General features: G+C 45.5%; 18 protein-coding genes. 5 read left to right on the plus strand and 13 right to left on the minus strand.

Annotation, left to right across the window (positions count from 1 at the left end; translation table 11 throughout):
* Positions 1–10 precede the first annotated feature (10 nt).
* The gene (locus G460_RS0109915) at positions 11–1,933 is read left to right on the plus strand and encodes a c-type cytochrome (RefSeq protein ID WP_026955208.1); all 1,923 of its coding nucleotides are present in this window, start codon (positions 11–13) and stop codon (positions 1,931–1,933) included.
* Positions 1,934–2,064: 131 nt separating this feature from the next.
* Here G460_RS0109915 and G460_RS0109920 read toward each other — a convergent pair whose 3' ends face one another.
* Positions 2,065–2,244: a Lacal_2735 family protein gene (locus G460_RS0109920; protein WP_026955209.1), complete on the minus strand. Its 180-nt coding sequence runs from the start codon at positions 2,242–2,244 to the stop codon at positions 2,065–2,067.
* 7 nt (positions 2,245–2,251) lie between these two features.
* Complete coding sequence (locus G460_RS0109925) at positions 2,252–2,947, minus strand: SDR family NAD(P)-dependent oxidoreductase (protein ID WP_026955210.1); 696 nt, start codon at positions 2,945–2,947, stop codon at positions 2,252–2,254.
* A 399-nt stretch (positions 2,948–3,346) separates the two neighbouring features.
* Between G460_RS0109925 and G460_RS0109935 the strand changes: the two genes are divergently transcribed.
* On the plus strand, positions 3,347–3,826 hold the full coding sequence (locus G460_RS0109935) for a hypothetical protein (RefSeq protein WP_026955212.1): 480 nt from the start codon (positions 3,347–3,349) through the stop codon (positions 3,824–3,826).
* 611 nt (positions 3,827–4,437) lie between these two features.
* Here G460_RS0109935 and G460_RS0109940 read toward each other — a convergent pair.
* Together G460_RS0109940 and G460_RS0109945 are read right to left on the minus strand one after the other, a co-directional pair.
* Positions 4,438–5,469: a DUF4062 domain-containing protein gene (locus tag G460_RS0109940; protein ID WP_026955213.1), complete on the minus strand. Its 1,032-nt coding sequence runs from the start codon at positions 5,467–5,469 to the stop codon at positions 4,438–4,440.
* A gap of 236 nt (positions 5,470–5,705) precedes the next feature.
* On the minus strand, positions 5,706–6,341 hold the full coding sequence (locus G460_RS0109945) for a GDSL-type esterase/lipase family protein (protein ID WP_026955214.1): 636 nt from the start codon (positions 6,339–6,341) through the stop codon (positions 5,706–5,708).
* Between the two features lie 117 nt (positions 6,342–6,458).
* Here G460_RS0109945 and G460_RS0109950 point away from each other — a divergent pair, with 117 nt between their 5' ends.
* Entirely contained in the window at positions 6,459–7,277 is an 819-nt protein-coding gene (locus tag G460_RS0109950; protein ID WP_157366908.1) for a hypothetical protein, read from the plus strand.
* Positions 7,278–7,551: 274 nt separating this feature from the next.
* On the opposite strand, the gene G460_RS0109955 is transcribed toward G460_RS0109950, so the two are convergent.
* Complete coding sequence (locus G460_RS0109955; RefSeq protein WP_026955216.1) at positions 7,552–8,910, minus strand: acyl-CoA dehydrogenase family protein; 1,359 nt, start codon at positions 8,908–8,910, stop codon at positions 7,552–7,554.
* A gap of 75 nt (positions 8,911–8,985) precedes the next feature.
* Here G460_RS0109955 and G460_RS0109960 point away from each other — a divergent pair, with 75 nt between their 5' ends.
* On the plus strand, positions 8,986–9,582 hold the full coding sequence (locus tag G460_RS0109960) for a class I SAM-dependent methyltransferase (RefSeq protein WP_026955217.1): 597 nt from the start codon (positions 8,986–8,988) through the stop codon (positions 9,580–9,582).
* Here G460_RS0109960 and G460_RS0109965 read toward each other — a convergent pair.
* From G460_RS0109965 to G460_RS0109990, 6 genes are all read right to left on the minus strand, one after another.
* On the minus strand, positions 9,575–10,465 hold the full coding sequence (locus G460_RS0109965; RefSeq protein ID WP_026955218.1) for an AraC family transcriptional regulator: 891 nt from the start codon (positions 10,463–10,465) through the stop codon (positions 9,575–9,577). The genes G460_RS0109960 and G460_RS0109965 overlap by 8 nt on opposite strands.
* 47 nt (positions 10,466–10,512) lie before the next feature.
* The gene (locus G460_RS22865) at positions 10,513–10,911 is read right to left on the minus strand and encodes a DUF983 domain-containing protein (RefSeq protein WP_084421245.1); all 399 of its coding nucleotides are present in this window, start codon (positions 10,909–10,911) and stop codon (positions 10,513–10,515) included.
* Between the two features lie 74 nt (positions 10,912–10,985).
* Positions 10,986–12,335, minus strand: a complete 1,350-nt coding sequence (locus G460_RS0109975; RefSeq protein ID WP_035464289.1) for a neutral/alkaline non-lysosomal ceramidase N-terminal domain-containing protein — start codon at positions 12,333–12,335, stop codon at positions 10,986–10,988.
* 2 nt (positions 12,336–12,337) lie between these two features.
* On the minus strand, positions 12,338–13,501 hold the full coding sequence (locus tag G460_RS0109980; protein ID WP_026955221.1) for an AIR synthase related protein: 1,164 nt from the start codon (positions 13,499–13,501) through the stop codon (positions 12,338–12,340).
* 396 nt (positions 13,502–13,897) lie between these two features.
* Complete coding sequence (locus G460_RS0109985; RefSeq protein WP_026955222.1) at positions 13,898–14,884, minus strand: D-alanine--D-alanine ligase; 987 nt, start codon at positions 14,882–14,884, stop codon at positions 13,898–13,900.
* Between the two features lie 98 nt (positions 14,885–14,982).
* Positions 14,983–15,222, minus strand: a complete 240-nt coding sequence (locus tag G460_RS0109990; protein WP_026955223.1) for a hypothetical protein — start codon at positions 15,220–15,222, stop codon at positions 14,983–14,985.
* A 160-nt stretch (positions 15,223–15,382) separates the two neighbouring features.
* Here G460_RS0109990 and G460_RS0109995 point away from each other — a divergent pair, with 160 nt between their 5' ends.
* On the plus strand, positions 15,383–15,877 hold the full coding sequence (locus tag G460_RS0109995; protein ID WP_026955224.1) for a C40 family peptidase: 495 nt from the start codon (positions 15,383–15,385) through the stop codon (positions 15,875–15,877).
* 53 nt (positions 15,878–15,930) lie between these two features.
* Here G460_RS0109995 and G460_RS21735 read toward each other — a convergent pair whose 3' ends face one another.
* Together G460_RS21735 and G460_RS0110005 are read right to left on the minus strand one after the other, a co-directional pair.
* Complete coding sequence (locus G460_RS21735) at positions 15,931–16,992, minus strand: HmuY family protein (protein ID WP_051316001.1); 1,062 nt, start codon at positions 16,990–16,992, stop codon at positions 15,931–15,933.
* Positions 16,993–17,009: 17 nt separating this feature from the next.
* Positions 17,010–19,256 (minus strand): TonB-dependent receptor, encoded by a 2,247-nt coding sequence (locus tag G460_RS0110005; protein WP_026955225.1) that lies wholly within the window; start codon positions 19,254–19,256, stop codon positions 17,010–17,012.
* Positions 19,257–19,273 lie beyond the last annotated feature (17 nt).

The following is a 19,273-nucleotide window of genomic DNA, read 5'->3' on the forward strand; positions in this document are numbered from 1 at the left end:
GAGAATTGCTATGTACAATACACTAACTAAATTGAAAACCTGGACTTTGGGAATCTGTGCCTTGACTATTGGGGCTGCAGCCATTGCTCAGGAGTCACCGATGGAAGAGGATTTTTTCAAAATCCAAAAAGTCCCAGCTCCGGAAGGAGCCCTGCTTGAAGTCGGTGGGTTGACTATGATGCCCAATGGTAAACTGGGCGTTGCCACCCGTAGAGGGGATGTCTTTATCGTAGAAAACCCTACTTCCAACAATCCATATTGGACCAAATATGCTTACGGACTTCATGAGATTTTGGGCTTGGCCTATCATGAGGGATCTCTATACATGGTGCAGCGAGGTGAATTGACCAAGCTGACCGACCTCAACTCTGATGGCAAAGCTGATCAGTACGAGACCGTCGCCAGCTGGCCGCTATCTGCCCACTACCACGAGTACAGCTTTGGTCCCAAAGTGACTGCAGAAGGAGACTTTATCGTGACGACCAATGTGGCCTTTGGCAACCAAGAATGGTGGAGAGGCGAGGCCAAAGTGCCTTACAGAGGGATGACCTTGAAAATCCATCCGGATGGCACCATCGAGCCTTATGCGGCAGGAATGAGATCTCCAGCTGGACCGGGCATCTTGAATGGTGAAGTATTCTATACCGAAAACCAAGGTGACTACATGGCTTCCGGTGGCCTTTGGCATTTGGAAAAAGGAGACTTCTCCGGTCACCCGGCTTCTTTGAGATGGTCTCATTTGCCGGAGATTCCGATCAAGATGAACTCCGAGGAGTTTGACGCAGTCGTAGATCCGATGAAAATCGACAATGGCCGTGGAGGTTTTGCGAAGCCAGAAAATGTGGTGGATTCAGAATACATTACTTTGGCACAGGCCAAGGAAAAACTTCCTGAAATCAAGTTGCCAGCCGTATGGTTGCCTCATGGTGTACATGGGATCTCCAACTCTGAGCCGATCGTGATTCCTCAGGATTATTGGGGACCGTTTGGTGGACAGATTTTGGTCGGAGACCAAGGTCAAAGTAAAATCATGCGTATCATGCTGGAGAAAGTGAATGGAGTCTATCAAGGTGCTTCCATTGACTTCAGAGCTGGATTCCAGTCTGGGGTACTCCGAATGGTATTTGCAGACGATCAGTCCCTTTTCGTAGGGGAAACCAACAGAGGTTGGGGTTCTGCTGGGGATGCCAATGAAGGCTTGCAGCGATTGGTGTGGAACCGTGCGATTCCTTTTGAGATGAGAACCGTCAAGGCTAAGCCTGATGGATTTGAAATCGAATTCACCAAGCCGGTGGACAAGAAATCTGCGGAGGATCTGACTTCCTACATGATTTCCAGCTATACCTACAAGTACTTCCCAGTCTACGGAAGTCCTCCAGTAGAAAACAAGGAACATGAAATCCTGGGCGTGGAAGTATCTGAAGATGGAAGAAAAGTGAGAATCGCCATCGCAGAACCGCAGCAGTTCCATGTGCATCGCATCAGCCTTCCGGGCGTGAGATCTGCGAGCAATTCCCATGAATTGGTGCACACAGATGCGTACTACACGCTGAATGAGATTCCTTCCGGAGCGAAGATGACGATAAAGCCAAAAGTCGTAGAGAAGCCCGTAGAAGAAAAACCAAAGGTAGCGGCGAAGCCAGCTGTAAAACCGGCTGCTCCTGCTGCGACAGCGATCCCTTCAGAGGCTGAAATCAAAACGCTTTTGGCTAAAAATACCTGTACTGCTTGTCATGCGACAGATAAGAAAGTCGTAGGACCTGCCTTTAAGGATATTGCAAAGAGAGGCTATACTGCTGAGAAGATCGTCGAACTGATCTACAATCCTCAGCCGGAAAACTGGCCGGATTATGCGACACCGATGGCTCCTATGCCTCAAGTGCCAAAGGATCAAGCATTGAAAATCGCGAACTGGATCAACTCCTTGAAGTAATCCCATCCGCTATCGAATCGAAACCGTCAGTCATCCGACTGACGGTTTTTTATTTTTCAGGGTTTTTTTGGATTCGTCCCTAAATGAACCTAGGGCAAGGATCAATCAAAAAGCTCCTACTGGGAGCCGGTTCATTTACCCTCCTGTAGTTCTAGTTGCTTTATCTGGTTGAGGACTGCTTCGGCCTCGGCCTGTTTTTGATCACTCGCAGTTCTGTTGACAGTTGAGAGTTGATACGCTTCTTTCTGGAGTTTTTTGTATTGCTCCTGAAGTAGCTCCAGTTTTGATTTCTTTTTGAATAATCCGAACATAGGTCTGTTATGAATTAATGCTGGACATCCCGCCATCTACATGGAGTATTTGGCCAGTCATCCAGGATGCGTGATCTGAAAGGAGAAAGGATGCCATCGCGGCTATATCTTCAGGCGAGCCGATTCTTTTGAGTGGATGTCTGAGTGCATTCGCTTCTTTTTTCTCCTCCGATGCCAAAAGCTTTGCTGCCAATGGCGTATCTGTGATCGAGGGAGCGATTGCATTGACCCGGATCGAAGGGGCAAATTCCGCCGCAAGGGATCTGGTCAGGCCCTCTATTGCGCCTTTGGATGCTGCCACTTGAGAATGGAAATTAAATCCTTTTTGCACGGCAATGGTCGAGAAAAGCACGATAGAGGCAGTGCCTGAAGCTTTCAATTTGGGAAGAACTTGCTGAATCACCTTGATAGCTCCTACGACTTGTAGGGAATAGTCGCTTAGAAACTCTTCTGCTTTGATTCTGGCAAAGGGTTTCAGATGGATACTTCCCGGACAATAAACCAGGCCGTCCAGTGTGTCCGGTAGAAAACTAGCATCCAGGCTAGAATCCCGCGCATCATACTGGATCATATGTTGGTTTTCCGCAGGGTCTACCGGAGTTTGATGATAGGTTCCGAACACCTGATTTCCATTTTTCGAGAGATTGGAAGCGAGGGATTTTCCGATTCCGGAGGAGGCACCGATGAGCAATATGTTTTTCAAAGGAGTTGAATTTTTAGGAAAGTCAATCGCCACAAAGTCTTGGGCTTTCGTGCAGGATCAACCTTGAAAAGGCAGGATTTGTTTAGGGAGAGGCAGGAAATCCTCCGCTGAATAGAGGAAGTGGAGCGGTGGGAGGTCTGTCAGGTGGCAGGCCTCCAAAGCTGAGGCGGATTCCAGAAGCAGGAGAAAATAAAGAAAAGGAGCTGGGGGAATAAGCTTTGAAGTTCCAGTCCGAGCAACCATCGGTATTCTTGCATCGCAAAGGAAAGTGTGTTGCTGGTTAAACTGCGGGTAATCAGGCTCTTTGCTATTGTTTCTTGCTATAAAATGTCAATTTTATCCAGTAAATTGATCCTGTATTATTTAATTCTTTGTTACACATTTTTAAACAATCAAGCCATGGACAATAAAGTATCCATCGTGTTCACACCAGCTGAACTTCAGGCGATCCAAGATGCGATCGCCGTTTTAGAATCGACGCTAGATTCTAAATTGATTTCCCTCACAGTAGAAGAGCGCAAAGAGCTCAACAAAATGGGAGAGGCATCCAGACCTTTTGTAGGAAAAGTGACGGATTATGTGCAGACCAACCCGGAGTTTATTTCTCCCTTCAACAAGGTGGATGAACTGCTCGAGGATTGGACGCTGATTGGCCAGTTGGGGCCCTTGTATAATACGCTCAATCAGATCGTGACCAATATGGACGATACGCTCATGGAAGCAGGAGCCGAGGTGCTGGAGCAGGCAAATCTCTATTATGGCTCCGTGCAGCAGGCTGTCAGGGTCAATATGCCCCACTCCAAACCGGTCTATGATGATCTAAAGGTACGCTATGAGAAGCGGAGCAAAAGGCGGGGAGGTGATCCCGCAGCTGCCTAGTTTTTGAGTGATCAACCGGGGCGAAAGTCCCGGTTTTTTTTTGCTGTCCCGGCTGCTCAGGAATGTGTTCAGGACATTAATTAATGTGTTCAACACATTAATTAATGTCTCTGAGGCTTTCCGGAATGTGTTGAACACCTTCCCGAATATCTTCAAGACCTTCCGAAAAGTGTCTATCCCTATAAATAAAGATTCCACCTCCTTCCGGAGAGTCTTCATCACTTTCATTTGAGTCTTTGACAGATTCCCGAGAGTCCAGAACAGTAAAAATAAGGTCTTGAAGACTTTATGGAGAGTGTTGGAGTCCTTCTGCCGAGTCTTCAGGACTATAATTTACCTGTTAGACACATTCCCGAGTCTGTTGGCAGGGAATCAATAGGATAGTGGATTTTTCAATCAGAATTGTAAATTCTCAACGGTCCGGCTATGCGCAGTGCGGGATTAAAAAGCCGAAACTTTCAACCTTGCACAAACGGTAGCCAAAGCTGTGTTTTGTGTTTTTAAATTTATTAAACAAAAACGTCAAAGCAGAGCTTTTGCGGAATTGAGACACCGACTTTTCGTCTATATCTTCAGCCCGCATTGCGTATAGGTTTTGTTACCTGTAGTGCTTATTTTTTTATTGCTCTCAATCTTGTCATAATATTATCGCCATATGGTGTGAGTGTCCAATATTTTTTCTTGTCGTGTATGCTTCTCTTTTTTAAACTCTCTGTCATGTAGTTAAGAGCTCTAAATTGAATTTTTATTGTTTGGAAATCGCTGTCATTTATTGAAAATGAATCCGGGTATCTTTTATCTTTTTTCAGTTGTTTTGCTACTGATTCATATTTAAGCGATTTTATTAAAGAGTTTATTTTCATCCTTAAATTGTCTTCAGTTGTTTCGTCAATAAGAAGGGGGCTGATTTCTGAAAATATTTTGTCCCAAGTTAATTCTACAGTTCCTACATAATTCATACTATCCACTTCCCATGATTCCCCACGTCCAACAATATTGAATTTAAAATTATATACATCATCACCCGAACTAAATTCTTCTGTTCCTGTTGGGGCTAAGGTTTGTGCAGAAATTAATTGTGCCTTTAAAGATTCATTCTCATTTTTTAAATCTAAAAGCTCTCTTGTTAATTCTTCACTTGGTAATAAATCAGCTTTTACCCAACCTGGTCTTGGTTTATCTTTAATTAGTTTTACTAGACTTCTACTTACCTGAGAACCAAGTTCCATTGGACTTTCCCAATATTTACAAAGCTTTTTTTCTGAAAGCGTTCTAAACTCTTCCAATTTTTCCTTAAGTTCTGGCTTTTCTTCACTTTTTGAAACAGAAATGTCTGATGGTTTTTTATGAAGAAATGATATTATTGGAATATCCTGTGATAAAGCATATTCATATTCCATTTGTGTATAGCTTATGCCGTTTTCATTTACCGAACCATATCTGCCGCCAATTATTAGTATGTAATAATCACAATCATCAATTAACCGTTTTATAAGCGTCCATTGGTCGTCATCTGCTGCTGGAAATAATTCCATTCCAACAGGAATGCAGTCAAGTTCCAAAAGTGCCTGCATTACTTCTTGTCTCTCTTCTGTTAAATCTCTGTAGGTTGAACTTACAAAAACTTGAAATTTTTTATTCATAAAATCACTTTCTCTAGGTCGTTTTTAGCATTACAGGTAACTTATTTATTTATACACCTTTTATGTGTCTATCCACCCAAATCAGCTGTATAAGTACACCTTTTGTATTTTTTATTCCTGCTTCTAGAGAAGCAAGAAAACCTTTTGATTTAGCTAAAACAAAGCTCCTGAAGACAGGAGCTTGGGCGGTGCGATAGGCAACTTTCCCACTTTTGAACTTTCCCACTTTCAACCCCTCACAGCCGAATCGCTCTCGCCAGTGTACTAGCCATAATGCCCAGCCCTTCGGTATTGGGATGGACGCCATCAGGAAGCAAATCCGCTCGATCCATCAGGGGCGTATAGAGATCCACCAGTCTGGATCCGCTGGACTGCGCGATGTCCATGATCATCATGCGCTGCTCATTGTTCATCACATCGGCTGTGATCCCAAAATTGTCCTTGGTCACCGGCACCGGCATGATCACATAGACTTTGCCATCGGCCGGCATGTACGCTTGGAACTCGGCGATCATATCCAGGTAGTCTTTTCTGAAATCAGCCTTGTGCGCCCAGTTTTGAGGCTTGGAGTCATTCGTGCCCAGCATGATCACCAGGATATCCGGCGCAAAGTCCTTCACTTGCTGAAACTGCGGCTCATTCCAGTAGGGATAATCTCCCTTTCGGAGAAGGGTACGTCCACTGACTCCGAAGTTTTTCACCTCGTATGTTTCGCCCAGTATGGCCTGTAGCTGCAAGGGATAGCTTTCTGGATTGTCACGGCCGGGGCCTTGGGTGATGGAGTTGCCCACGCAGGCGATCTTGATAGGAGTCTGAGAAAAAGCAGGAATCGATACGATCAGCAGAAGTAAAGCCGCATAAAAGGTTTTCATAGGGTTCTTGTTTTGAATGGTCTAAGGAAGCAAAATAGGAAATTTTGTTTAGTTATATGTCCTTGAATCTTGCGATTGGACACCTATTTTTACCAAATGCTTTGGCTCAAAAAAATCATGCTCTGGATCAATTGGCTCTCTCTGGACGTCGTCTTGGGAGCGATGGCGGGCATGCTATTTTTTTCCAGATTGCTCCATGTGAGTTTGGACTGGAAGATGGATCTTTTGCTGGGCTTGAGCGTGTGGGTGATCTATACTGCAGATCATTTGCTGGATTCCAAAGGGAAAGCGGAGCTTGATCTCAGTCCCAGGCATCAGTTTCATGCCCGGAATTTCAAGACACTGGGAGCCATCGTTCTCCTTGCCATGGCCTTCGGCTTGCTGGGTGCTATTCAGATTTTGGGATGGTCTCAGGAATTGTATTGGAGCATCGGACTGACGCTCCTGATAGCGGGCAGCATGGTGCTGATCCGCTGGGGAGGGGAGAAAATGAACGGCTGGAAAGAACTGAGTACGGCGATTTATTATGGCCTTGGGGTCAGCTGGATTCCGATGCTTCGGGCGCATGCCTTGGATCTGAACTGGAAGTATGGGCTGCTAGTTGGCTTGTTTGTTTCGCTCGCCTTTGTCAATCTGCTGATGCTGTCCTGCCTGGATCGGGAGCAGGACAAGCAGGCTGGATTCCCCTCGGCTGCGCTGCTTCTCCAGCCAGACAAACTGACCTTGAAAATTCGCCAGTTGACGATCGTATTGATTGTCCTCAGTGTGCTGGTACTCCTGCTTTTGCCTTCTTTTTACAGGGTGTTTGCCAGCTTGTTGCTGGGGATGCTTTTGCTGCATTATGTGATTTTCTTTGACAAAAGACTGGAACCAGAACAGGTCAGAAGAAGAACGGAAGCAGTATTTCTGCTTCCGTGGATTTTGGTGTTGGTCTAAACCGCCCTGATCCGTGTCCTCACGGATCCTTCCGAAGAAATAACAAGTGAAGGAAGACACTCGCTGTGGTAGAGAACCAAGTATCAAGAGTTAAGTATCAAGAACGAAGAGTCAAAGATTCCAATGAACTATTCGCTAACGACTTTCTTTTTCAGCTTTTAGATTTCAGCTTTCATAATTTTTCGACGAGCGAAATAAAAAAGTAAGATGATCCTATTTTTTCCTTATCGCCCAGAACCGTGCCCTCACAGATCATTTGAAACAGGGATTGTTTTTACACAAAAGCACTATGCCCAGTAATCGCTCTTCCCACGATCAGAGAGTTGATTTCTTTGGTACCCTCGTAGCTATAGACCGCTTCTGCATCTGCCACAAACCGGGCGATATCATGTCTTAGCAAGATTCCGTTGCCTCCGAATAACTCTCGGGAATGATCCACAATGGAGCGCATTCGCAGGGTACAAAATACCTTCGCCAAAGATGCATGCTCGTCTAGGAGCTCGCCTTGATCCTGCATCTGAGAAAGTCGATAAACCATCGTCTGCATGGCTGTCAAGTCGCCCAGCATGGTCACAAGCAGATCCTGAACTAGCTGAAAGGAAGCGATCGGTCTGCCAAACTGCTTTCGCTCATTGGTATAAGCCAAGGCCAGTTCGTAAGCTCCTCGCGCGCATCCCACAGCTTGCCAAGCCACTCCGGCTCTTGTCATACGCAGGACTTTTGCCGTGTCTCTGAATGAATTCGCATTTTGGAGGCGATCCGACTCGGGCACCTCACAATTGGTCAGGGTGATCAGGGCATTTTGGACGGTGCGGAGGGCCATTTTATCTTCCAGTTTTTCGGCGACAAATCCCGGATTGTCTTTTTTGACGATAAAACCTTTGACCTGATTGTCGTCCAGGTCTCTGGCCCAGATAATGGTAATGTCAGAGAAGGTCGCATTGCCGATCCATTTCTTCTGTCCATTGATGATCCAGTTGTCTCCTTCTCGCTTGCAAGTAGTGGTCAGTCCTCCGGCAGCTCCAGAGCCGACTTCCGGTTCGGTCAGGCCAAAAGCTCCGATTTTCTCCAACTTTTGCATGGACGGAATCCACTCTTTTTTCTGTTCTTCTGAGCCACAGAGGTAGATAGATCCCATGGCTAGGCCACTTTGGACTCCGAAAAAGGTGGACATGGAGGTGTCAACCCGAGCCATTTCCATGGCTATAAATCCCTCAAGCAATGCGGAATGTCCCGGGCAGCCGTAGCCCTGATAGGTCAGTCCGGCAATGTCCAGTTCGGCCATTTTGGGGATGATGTGCATGGGGAATTCACCTCGATTCCAATAGTCATTGGCGATGGGTTTGATTTCCTTTTGCATAAATTCTCTGACTCGGAGCTGGATTTCTCGCTCGTGATGCGGGAGGCTTTGTCCCAGTTCGTAAAAGTCTCCATTGATCGGAGGGATTTCTTTGGGTTTGCTTCCGCCTTTGAGCATTCCCATCATTTTGGAGAGGTCAGATTCGCTCATTTGAGAGACCAGCCCGACCATTTTGGGGAGATCGACTTTTTGGGAGAGTTTGGAGATCTGCTCTAGATCTACGGATTGAAGAAGTTGGCGCAGGCCGGATAGATTTTTAAAAAGGTTTTTCATGGAATATGGTTGGGTTTATGCCGTGTTTTGGTGATTGTATGAAAAAGAAACGAGGGATTGCCTAATTTGGGTTTGATGAAAGACAATTATCGTTGGATGGCTCCTGTCTATTCCTCCCTTTCCCGCTGGGTATTTGGGAGGCAGCTCGAAGAAGCCAAAACTTGTTTTCTTTCCAATATACCAAACAAAACGATCTTAATCCTAGGCGGTGGAGATGGGAAGGATTATAGCAAGTATCGGCAGCGTTTGCAGGGAGATTTTGTGGAAAAATCAGCCTCTATGCTCCATTTGGCCAAACGAAATCTACAAGGAGCCGCGTTGAATTTCATCTTGGGTGAGCCGGCTCCAGCTAAAAAGTATGATGCGATTCTACTTCCCTTCGTGTTGGATACTTTTTCGGATCAGGAGTTGGATGCATTTTTTGAGGGCTTGGGAGGCAAATTGAAAGCTGGAGGAAAGGTTTATCTATCGGATTTTCATCAGACAGATTCTGCTTGGCAAAAAGCAGGGATGACTTTTATCATTCGCGTATTCCGATTGGTGACGGGGCATGTGCGCAAAGATTTGCCGGATTATTCGAGTTATTTTGATCGAGCTGGTTTTCAGCTAGTCTTGGAGAAAAGTTGGCAAAAGGGCTGGATCAAGGCGCAGATATGGGAGCAGATCACGTGACTGAATCTTGGGCTTGGGATCTGAATTTTTCGGGATTGCTGCCTACTTTCTTTTTAAACAACCTGCTGAAATAGCTGGGGTCTTCAAAATGGAGACGGAAAGCAATTTCGGAAATACTCAAATCCGAATGCACCAGCAGGCGCTTGGCTTCCAACAGCACTCTTTCCAAAATGAGTTGGGAAATCGGTCTTCCGACTTTTTTCTGGGAGAGGAGATTGAGCTGTTTCAAACTCATGTTCATTTGCAAAGCGTAGTAGTCCACATCTCGATGCGCAATAAAGGATTGCTCGATGATAGTTTCCAATTGCTGATATTGATCGAGGGCGGGAGTTTGTGTCTGGAGATTGGAGTTTTGTGCCACATAGAAGCGATAAGAATGAGTCAGGAGGATATTGGTGTAGCTTTTTACCAGATCCAGACTCGACCATCCGGGGCTGGCGATCTCTGTTTCTATCTTTTCGAAATTTGACACAAAGTCCTTCATCTGATCTGTATCCAGATTGAGAACGGGGATATTCAGATTGGAATTGAAAAAGATAAAGCTGTTCAGCTTGGCGAGGGAAAATGCAGCTGTATAAAAAGCCGGGCTGAAGAAAAGAATATGCCCCCGGGTGTCTGGAGAAAGGGACCAAGAATGCACTTGGCCAGGCGCCAGAAAAAACATCGTTTGAGGAGAAACAGGGTAAGATTTGAAATCGATGATATGGGTGCCTTCCCCTTCGCTAAACAAGACTAGAATGTAAAAATCATGCTTGTGGGGTTTTTGGATGAAGAGGTGCGTTTCCAGATGTTTTTCAAGTCTGGAGTAGTAAAACTCCTGTGGATCGATGGAGACTTTTTCAAAATCGGGGATATGATAGGTGGGGAGTATGTTTTTAGGCATGATTGAATTTCTCATTTTATTTGCCCAAAACCTAAGTGTCCCGCCTGCTAATGCTTGGAGGCTCTGATTCCTTTTTCGAAGGGGATAAAGATGGCAATCCAAATCGATCGGCTCCATCTGAAAATCAAGGGCAAGGCAAGAATCGCCGCAATGCCGATCGTGATCAACAATGTCAAAAGCGAATACTCCGGATGCAGCATATTCATGAGCACCCAAACGGTAATGAACAGCGCAGTATTGAAGGCATAGCTGATAAACATAGCTCCAAAATAGAAACCCGGCTCAGGTTCGAATGGTTGATGGCAGTTATCGCATTTTGCTTTCATCTTGAAGAGGCTATACGGTCTGCTAAGGGTGCCATTTTCAAACATGTCTCCCGTGTGGCAGCGGGGGCATTTGCACTGCGAAATACTCTTGAGGGTAGATTCTTGATTCCAGAATTTCATATCTGATCTTTTCACAAAAGTAAGCGCTGATGTGCGGCCGGGAACAGGACAAAAAATACCTTTCCTAGGACAATTCAGAATGCCTGTTTTTCTATTTGAGACTGGATCAAGGCATCAAAGTAGGTTCCGTTGCCGGGCCCGTACCAGTTCATTTCTCGGACTTCGTGGTAGTGCTCGTCATACAGCTCATCTGGAGTGATGTAGCCGATATAGCCTCCGTTGAACGTGGAGATGATCAGAGTCAAGCCTTGTTCTTTGGCAAGTTGATCCCATTTTTCATAGAAAACTCCCGAAATCTCACCGCTGGAAGCGATCCAGAGAATAGTGCCGATGCGTGTGATGTCCAAATGGGCATTGGTGTCTCCCATCAAATACTTGAAAAGCCAAGGTCTCAATCTTAGATTATCTGTAATGCGCAAGTGAGGATCTCGAAGCTTCAGGTCCAATCTGCCATTTGCTAAAAGTGGGTTTCGGATGGTGCCAAATTGCGTCATCTTCAGTCGATTGATAGAGTCCAGCTTTGCCGCATAGCCGGCTGTACTTTCGGGATCTTTGCCCCAGCGAAGTGGCATGTGGGAGCCGACGGTTCCAGCGGCATAGATGGCAAAGTCATAGTCCGAGCTTTCCATTTCTTGCATCAGGTAAAATGGATAATCGCCAGATAAGCCCATGAAATCGGAACTTAGGCATGTCGCATGTGCTGAATAGGTGAGAATGGAAGCTTTTTGCCCTGTCTTTTTTGTAAAAATCAATTGCCTTGTAAATGGATCAATCGGCCCGTCCTTGATAAATCTGTTGGCTACCAATTCCGATACATCGGCTTTTCGGAAAGAAAGAGTCGCGGTATCCAAGCTAGAATAGGCTGTTTGGATGGAGTGAAGACTTTGATCGGCAATCAGGCGGACGATGTTTTCATCCAATCCACCGAAAGCAACTTCTCCCAAAGGACCTGGCATATATCCTCCCAGCCCTGAATGAGTATGCGTAGCAGTGAAGATCAGCTGATCGAGTTCGGGGAATGCAGCTTTAATTGTTTTCTCGACTTTCTCAGCCAGATAGGGATGCACGATCAGCAGCTCGTAATTGATCCAGGCGATTTGAGATTGGCCATTGCTAAGCACGATACTTTTGACGTAGCTGCTATCCTCGACAAACTCATAGGTGCCTCGGGGGGAATACCCCACCAATTCTGCTGCCTGCGACGGTGTCATATTGGCTTTTCCCCAGCCAGCCAGCCAGGTCACGCCCTGCGTGCTGTTTAGCTCGAGGCTTTGTGCTTCGGAAAGAGTTTTTTTGTAAAAATCCTGGTCCTCGATCGGGCTTCTGTCCACCGACGTAATGGTCAAAATCCCAATCAGCATAAAAAACAGAAAGATCCCCAAGAGGATCTTTCCAAATAATATAAAAGCAGGTTTTAGATTCATGCTCAATATTCGTATGTGCCGTAAGGACTCTGAATGGTCACTTTTTTGCCTTCATGAGGTTCTACTCTACCGATGATCTGGGCTTCTACTCCGTAAGATTCAGCGATGTCGATGATCTCATCAGCATATCTTTCGTCAAGATAAACCTCCATTCTGTGCCCCATGTTGAAGACTTTGTACATCTCTTTCCAGTCCGTACCGCTTTCTTCCTGGATGATCTTGAACAAAGGAGGAGTTTCAAATAGGTTGTCTTTCACGACATGGACATTGTCCACAAAGTGAAGGACTTTGGTCTGTGCTCCACCGCTGCAATGAACCAATCCGTGGATATGAGGTCTCAGGTAATTCAAGACATCCACCATGATAGGAGCATAGGTACGGGTAGGGGAGAGTACCAATTTGCCCATATCCACTGGGGCACCAGGAGCGGCATCGGTCAAGTTGTATTTGCCAGAGTAAACCAAGTCTCCCGGTACAGCAGGGTCAAAGGATTCTGGATATTTAGTTTTTAAGACTTTGTTGAAGACATCGTGTCTGGCTGAGGTCAAGCCATTGCTTCCCATGCCACCATTGTAGCTGGTCTCGTAGTTGGCTTGTCCATGAGAGGCCAATCCTACGATCACGTCTCCGGCTTGGATTTTATCATTGGAAATGACCTCATCTCTGCGCATACGGCAAGTCACGGTACTGTCCACGATGATAGTTCTCACGAGATCCCCGACATCGGCAGTTTCGCCACCTGTCAAGACGGCGTTGACGCCATTGTCTCTGAGCATCTGAAGTACTTCCTCAGTTCCTTCGATAATCGCTGAAATCACTTCGCCAGGAACCAGGTTTTTGTTTCTTCCGATGGTAGAAGAAACCAAGATGTTGTTGATAGCCCCTACACAAAGCAAATCATCCGTGTTCATGATGATGGCATCCTGGGCGATCCCTTTCCACACACTCAAATCACCGGTTTCTTTCCAATAAAGGTAAGCCAGGGAAGATTTGGTGCCGGCTCCATCGGCGTGCATGATATTGCAATAGTCCGGATCAGCTCCGAGTGTATCTTCTACGATTTTGCAAAATGCTTTGGGGAAAAGTCCTTTGTCCAGCTTGGAGATTGCATTGTGGACATCTTCTTTGGAGGCGGAAACACCGCGCTGCATATAGCGCTCGTTCATGGAATTAAGGGTTTGTTACCTGCCGGCAAAGTTAACTAATCCGTTTCATTGGAGAAGGGATATCGGGGAAAATTGAGATTAATTAGGTATGGAAGTGGCAGTATTCAGTGATCGGTCCACAGACCACGGACCACAGTCAACGGTGATTAGGTTTGATTTGGGTACAAAGTATCAAGTATTTCACCCATTCAATTATAATGTGATTGTCCGCAATCTTGCCAGTTTAATCAGGGATTGGCTAAAAAGAAACTTTGAAGTACCAGTCTAGCAAACTTCGGTCATCCGTCATCGGTCATCCGGCCATGATAAGCAAAGGGACCTAGGATTGTGGTGCAAAAGCGGATATACACAAAATATAATTTTAGCTTTCAGCTTTGAGCTTTTTTCTTCCAGCTTTTACTGAAACATTTCCTCAATCAGCTGGGTGTAAAAATCTCTTACCTCCATTCCGATGGCTCGGACTTGTTGGGAGATTAAGCTGGTTTCTGTTTGTCCGGGTACGGTATTAATCTCTATAAAATATACTTTTCCGGTTTCATGCTCCAGGAAATAATCGATTCTGACAGCTCCTTTGCAGTTTAGCTTTTCATAGACCTTAGTCACAATTCTGCCCACCCGATCGATTTCCTCCTGATTCATTCTTCCAGGAGTGATTTCCTCAGTGACACCTGCCACATATTTGGCTTCGTAGTCAAAAAACTCTTTGCTACTTACAATCTCGGTAGCCGGTAAAACAGTGATTTCCCCCTTGCCACGAAAAACGCCAATGGAAAACTCACGACCAGAAACAAACTCCTCTACCAAGACTTGCTTGTCTTCTGCGAAAGCTTTGTTCAGGGCTTCAGGCAATTCTTCCCAGGTTTTTACTTTGCTCATGCCAATGGAACTACCACCATTGTTTGGCTTGATAAATAGTGGGAGTTTGAGCTCAGTTTCGACTTTATTGAGGTTCTTTTCTGAGTTTTCAAAAAGCTGAAGTGATTGAGCAACGTAGAGCTCGGGAATGTTCTGCACGATGGCCTTGGTGTAGCCTTTGTTCATCGTGATGGCTGAGGTCAGCTGATCACAGGTGGTGTAGGGGATATTTAGCATATCGAAATAGCCCGCCAACTTTCCGTCCTCACCGGGAGAACCATGGAGAATATTGAAAACTCCATCAAAGGTGATTTTTTCGTCCCCGATAGAGATGGAAAAATCATTGAGATCGACAGGGATTTTCTCTCCGGAGGCAGCCAAAAAATGCCAATCGCCGGGATAAATCAAGATTTTATAGACGTCGTAGAGGTCTTTGTTGATGGTTTTTTCTACGACGGCGGCACTTTTAAGAGAGATGACTGACTCTCCGGTAAAGCCTCCAGTGACTAGGGCGATTTTCTTTTTCATAGCATGGAAAAATTGACAGTGCGAAATAGTTGAATTTCCGCTTATGTTCAAAGTGAATCCTTCGCAGAAACCCTTAGAGGGTTTTTTGGCGATGACCTTTAATCCAGTTTAATCTGGTCGAGGTAAAATTTCATTCTGCTATGATCTCGAGGCAAAAAGTCAATCTTATCGATTTTATCCTCTTTGTGATTGTAGAAGACCTCAATGTATTCATTGTCCAGCAGGTAGAGATTGACTTTGTGACGGTAATAGCGAATAGCCACGACAAAAGTAGCCTCCATGTAGAGGGTATTGATTTTCTGGTGGAAAGGCAACTGTCGGAATTCATCTTTACTCATGGGCTGTCACGGCTTCATTTAAAGTTAATCAAAAATGGGCGGAGACTCTAAAACGTATCCGGAAAGAAATAATTTCCGCCGGAGTGTTTTTTAAGCATGGGAATGATTTATTCAGCTTTCATTCTTGGATTTGATGGCTTTGGGCTGTAAAATTGATTTCATGATTCAATCCTCCTCCAATTTTCGATTTCCATTTTTTCTTCTGGCACTTGTGATGATGTGCGGAGTTTTTTTTTCCTCTTGTAAATCCAAAAAAGTCAGTAAGAATGATCCAGTTTTTACGGTCATCTCTACAGCCAAATCCTATCGCGGTACTCCCTACAAATATGGAGGAACCACCAGGGCGGGAATGGATTGCTCAGCTTTGGTCTATCATGCCTACTATTCAGTGGGAGTGACGATGCCAAGAATATCCGCAGATCAGGCGAATCAGGGTAAAAAAGTCCCGACCAGAGACCTCAAGGAAGGGGATTTGTTGTTTTTTGCGACAGGGAAAAGAAGAAATCGAGTGACTCACGCGGGTATCGTGACCGAAGTGCATCGGGATGATATCCGGTTTATCCATGCTTCGACTTCTCTAGGAGTCACGGAGGATTTTTTGAGCAATCGCTACTGGAACAAGGCCTTTCTTTTTGGCCGAAGGATATTGGAATAAAAAAAAAGACCAAGAACGTAGTGTCCTTGGTCTTCAGAGAGGGAGAAGATGGATTATCCTTCTACCACTAATTCATATTCGAAGCTTGGTTTGCCTCTTTCACCATCTTTGGTCAAAGAAAGGAATCTTACTTTGTACACGTTTGATTCAGTGTCTTTGACGATGTAATATCTGTCGGTTTTTACCTCAGGAGATGAGTTGGGACCTCCTCCGCCTCTCCAGTTGGATCCGATAGTCAATCGATCGCTGGTATTGAAGCTCAAGCCCATTACATCTTCTTCTGCAAAGTCAGCATAAGCTAGATCAGCTTCTAGTACTTCAGCTACGCCTACATTGGAAGTAGTGTTATGGTAAACCAAATCTTGGAAGAAATAAGCCAAAATTCCGTTTGCTGCCTGCGGGTAAGGAGTCGAAGATGTACCAGCTGTCCATGCTAGATCCCATTGATCTTTTTCCGGCTCTACAGATACAATACCATCTTCAAAGCTGAAATAGACCAAGTTGAAGTCTGTATCTTTTGCAATGTCCACTGAAGTGAAAGTAGTGGCATCAGCATTTGCATGCTGAAGAGTGTAGCCTTCTCCGTTTCTGATGATTCTGATTTTTTTCAAAGCTTTGGCATCTACACCACTTGCTCCTCTGGAAAGAAGATATACCTCGTTTTCCGCTTCGGTGGCAGAAATGGCCTCAATGACCGGCTTGCTAAGAGGATTAGATGGATCATCCACGTGGAGGATCCCTTCCAGATTAGTGAAAGAAAGGACCAATTCGCCAGATGCTTCTACATCTGCAATCTCACCTGCTCCTACTTCATTGATGTCAGTTTTGCCAGTAGCAGAAGCCATAGCTCCTGTAGTTCCATTGATCAAAACTTTAAATTCTGAACCTGTGGCAAAGGCCAAGTCCCAAGAATCTCTTGCTACTGGGGTCTGCTCTGTTGCGCGTAGGTTGATATAAACTGTATTTGGGTAGGTTGCTCCTCCTCCATCTACTTCCAAGAATCCAGATTCATTAGGTGGGATGACTACCGGATCTGGATCATCATCGCTACAGGAGACAAGCGCTCCAAAAGAAAAGGCTACGAGGCCAAGACGAAAGAAATGGTTCTTCTTCATTGTGATTTTGGTTAAAATTATTTTTTGAATTGATAGGTAAGTCCCAAGAAATAGGAGCGGCCATATCCGATCGGACGACTGCTTCCGCCTCCATGGGCGTCTCCACCGGTAGCGGTGGAGTTGATTTGAGTGATGTTCAATAGGTTTTTGACTCCGACATTGATCTGGAGATTTTTCCAGACTGTTTTGCCCAGAGTGAAATCCATCCAGTGATAGCCGTCAAGCTTGACTTCCTGCGCACTGATGTTTTCCCCATCGACGACTGTCTGATAGCCTGGCAAAGCTCCGGTGTATTTGTAAAAGAGATTGACGCTGAGTCCCCAAGGCTGTACCTGATAACTGCTGTTGGAGGTGATCTCAGGAGTCCAGACCATACTCAGGGTCTCTTCGATCTGCTCAGAAATTTGATTGTATCTTCCGATGTAGGAGAAGCCCAGAGAGGATTCCAAGGATTTGAATCGAAATGTCTGATTGAGTGTCAGACCTGTGGTCCGGTAATTTTCTACATTGAATAGAGTCGTGATCTGAATGTTTTCTGGATCTTGACCGTATGCGATTCGGTCTTGCACATCATTGTAGAAGAAACCCAAAACCGAACTGGTCTGTAGCTCGCCTTTGAGCTGCGGAAACCAATTGAAGGAACCGTTGAAACTATCCGAAGTTTCAGCTTTCAGATCAGGATTTCCCTGAATCGAATGACTTGCATCAAAGAAATCAAAATACAATTCTCGGATCGATGGAGCTCTGAATCCTTTGGCATAAGCCAGTCTCAAATCCAGGTGCTCGCTCAGTCGGAATTTTGTATTCAAGGAAGGGATGATTCCAGGTGCATCGTAGAGAGAGTTGGAGGCTTTGCGTAGCCCAGGACGGACCTGAATAGCTGCAGATGGGCTCCATTCACCCGTCAAGAACACTGCGAAATCTTGCATGCCGTCGTTGTCGCTGATTCTTTCTCCGCTTCCCTTTTCGATATTGAGATCTACTCCAGGTTGCAATTTGAATTTTGGAGAAATGTTCCAGTTGGCCATTGTTCTCCAGCTATACCCCTGATAGGAGATGCTGGATTGGGCTCCTGCAGCAGAAGAAAGGTAATGCTCGCCTGTGCGGACATTGGTGACCCAGGTTTCGCTGTCACGTGAATAGTCCGTCAGTCCTCCTTGCCAGTTGAGCGCCCATTGATCGGATATTTCCCACTGACCCAAGAGTCGGTGCATCCAGCGATCTGTCACAAAATGCTGATCCAAAATCTCCAAAGGAGCCTCTGCTCCATAGGAAATGATGGTTTCATTGAGGTAGTCCAATTGATAATCCAGAGAAAGTCTGTCTCCGGCCCAGCCAATTTTTCCATTGACAAAATTTTGATCTCGCGGGAGCCATTGATATTGTCTTCCCGTGTAGTCGCCTTTCCATCCTCCAAATTCATTTTGGGAAAAACCCAGTCCAAAATTCCATGCTTTGACAGCTCCGGAGGCGGAGATGCTTCGCTGGTGATTTCCATGTCCGGTGATAGGTTCATAGGAGTCTCCGACTGTTTCCTCCTGAATTTTGGCAGTCGCAGTCCATTTATTTTCAGTGCCTTTTTTGGTGATGATATTGATCACACCAGCGAGAGCGTCTGCTCCATAAACTACCGACATGGGCCCTTCGACGATCTCTATCCGTTCAATCTGGTTGACGTCGATTTGATTGATGTTGATTTCATTGGAAGTGCCTTGACGACCGACCATAGGCACGCCATCGATCAGGATTTTTACATTTTGCCCAGACATGCCGAGCAGCTCCATGTTGCTGGATCCGATTGCATTATCTTGGGAAAAGCGGATACCCACTTGCGTATTGAGCACGTCCTGCAAGACGATGGGAGCTCTTTGCTCGATTTCTTTCTGATCCAAAGCTCTGACCTGATAGACGGAGTTGCGGGCAGATTGAGGTTCAAAATTGCCCGTGACCACTACTTCGTCCATTTCCTGAAGTGATTCTTTCAATCGAATCTGATAGATGGTGTCCTTGCCTGTCGGCTCAAACCAAAAGCTTTCGTAGCCTACAGCACTGATGCGGATTTTGCCCCAGTCTGATTTGGTAAGGCTGCTTTTTCCGCTAGCATCGGCAACCATCCCTTTTCCCTTTTCCGGAAGGAAAGTTGCAAAAGGCACAGGTTCTCCCTTAGGCGAGATCACCTGAATGACTTCCTGAGCCTGAAGGCTGGCAGTCATCAGGAATGCGATGAAGAGCAGTTGGGTTTTAACTGGATTAATTCTAAACATAAGTTTAAAATTTAGCG

The sequence above is a fragment of the Algoriphagus vanfongensis DSM 17529 genome (assembly GCF_000429465.1).
Taxonomy (GTDB): Bacteria; Bacteroidota; Bacteroidia; order Cytophagales; family Cyclobacteriaceae; genus Algoriphagus; species Algoriphagus vanfongensis.

Coding starts and splice junctions, on each gene's coding strand:
- G460_RS0110005 (WP_026955225.1), bottom strand. CDS start 19,256: ATGTTTAGAATTAATCCAGTTAAAACCCAACTGCTCTTCATCGCATTC.
- G460_RS0109995 (WP_026955224.1), top strand. CDS start 15,383: ATGATTCAATCCTCCTCCAATTTTCGATTTCCATTTTTTCTTCTGGCA.
- G460_RS0109990 (WP_026955223.1), bottom strand. CDS start 15,222: ATGAGTAAAGATGAATTCCGACAGTTGCCTTTCCACCAGAAAATCAAT.
- G460_RS0109985 (WP_026955222.1), bottom strand. CDS start 14,884: ATGAAAAAGAAAATCGCCCTAGTCACTGGAGGCTTTACCGGAGAGTCA.
- G460_RS22865 (WP_084421245.1), bottom strand. CDS start 10,911: ATGAAATTCTGGAATCAAGAATCTACCCTCAAGAGTATTTCGCAGTGC.
- G460_RS0109955 (WP_026955216.1), bottom strand. CDS start 8,910: ATGAAAAACCTTTTTAAAAATCTATCCGGCCTGCGCCAACTTCTTCAA.
- G460_RS0109960 (WP_026955217.1), top strand. CDS start 8,986: ATGAAAGACAATTATCGTTGGATGGCTCCTGTCTATTCCTCCCTTTCC.
- G460_RS0109950 (WP_157366908.1), top strand. CDS start 6,459: ATGCTCTGGATCAATTGGCTCTCTCTGGACGTCGTCTTGGGAGCGATG.
- G460_RS0109940 (WP_026955213.1), bottom strand. CDS start 5,469: ATGAATAAAAAATTTCAAGTTTTTGTAAGTTCAACCTACAGAGATTTA.
- G460_RS0109975 (WP_035464289.1), bottom strand. CDS start 12,335: ATGAATCTAAAACCTGCTTTTATATTATTTGGAAAGATCCTCTTGGGG.
- G460_RS0109965 (WP_026955218.1), bottom strand. CDS start 10,465: ATGCCTAAAAACATACTCCCCACCTATCATATCCCCGATTTTGAAAAA.
- G460_RS21735 (WP_051316001.1), bottom strand. CDS start 16,992: ATGAAGAAGAACCATTTCTTTCGTCTTGGCCTCGTAGCCTTTTCTTTT.
- G460_RS0109915 (WP_026955208.1), top strand. CDS start 11: ATGTACAATACACTAACTAAATTGAAAACCTGGACTTTGGGAATCTGT.
- G460_RS0109920 (WP_026955209.1), bottom strand. CDS start 2,244: ATGTTCGGATTATTCAAAAAGAAATCAAAACTGGAGCTACTTCAGGAG.
- G460_RS0109935 (WP_026955212.1), top strand. CDS start 3,347: ATGGACAATAAAGTATCCATCGTGTTCACACCAGCTGAACTTCAGGCG.
- G460_RS0109980 (WP_026955221.1), bottom strand. CDS start 13,501: ATGAACGAGCGCTATATGCAGCGCGGTGTTTCCGCCTCCAAAGAAGAT.
- G460_RS0109945 (WP_026955214.1), bottom strand. CDS start 6,341: ATGAAAACCTTTTATGCGGCTTTACTTCTGCTGATCGTATCGATTCCT.